2 protein-coding genes are annotated in these 759 nt (G+C 46.0%); both read right to left on the bottom strand.

The annotated features are described in order from the left end of the window. The coding region (gene tagF, locus R8N49_RS26675) for a type VI secretion system-associated protein TagF (protein WP_318190392.1) at positions 1–478 on the bottom strand (478 nt) is incomplete at its 3' end. Beyond that, positions 460–759, bottom strand: a 300-nt coding sequence (locus tag R8N49_RS26670) for a type VI secretion IcmF C-terminal domain-containing protein (RefSeq protein WP_318190391.1), incomplete at its 5' end; no start/stop codon positions are given. The genes R8N49_RS26670 and tagF, both read right to left, overlap by 19 nt.

Genomic DNA, 759 nt, shown 5'->3' with positions numbered 1-759 from the left:
ACAAAAGCGCCATTTCTTCATTGCATATCGATACTTCAGAAACAAGCTCACACTTTTGCTGCATGCTTCGGTGCCATACATCAAATACAAATTCATCGTCTAACACTGACAGCGCTAGAGTCTGGCTATCTTCAGTCCAGCCACTTTGTGCCCAATACTGTGCTGCTTTGCCTTTTACCGCTCGAACAACAGTAAAAAAGAAGTAGCGACCGCATGCATCTACACTTGGAATCATACTGCCGATATACGTAGCATCGTCCATGTAACTCACATCCAGTGCAAAGTGCCAAACTGGTGCAGTTAAAAAATAATCGTTCCAAGTGTCACCCAGTTGCTCTTTACTCACTGCAATAACAGCTTGCTGCCAGTCGTGCCAACGGTTTGCAAATTCAGGAGAAATACCGTCCTTAACAAAGTCACCTTTAGCCGGCATTTTTCCGATGTAGCCCCACTCAGGCGTTACACGGTTTGCGGACATCTGAACCTCTCCATCTCATTAGACCAAAATGGGTTGATTGCACTAGATGGAATCAACTCAAGCTGAACCTTGTTCCCCTTCAAATCGATCATGACAATGTTGTCGTTGCGGGACTCTGGTCGAGCCTTGAGTGATTGGTCCAATAGTTTGAAAATGCCCCATTCCCCTTCATAGGTATGAGCAATTTCTCGTTTTGATTCGGGCGGTGTAAACACAATACGCGTCTGATCTTGACCCGATGGCCAGCGAAGTTCCTTCGATCTCGCAGGACCGTGCTTATA

The organism is Vibrio sp. 1978 (assembly GCF_033344345.1).
The sequence above is the reverse complement of the archived record's forward strand: the minus strand, read 5'-3'. Positions and strand labels throughout refer to the sequence as shown.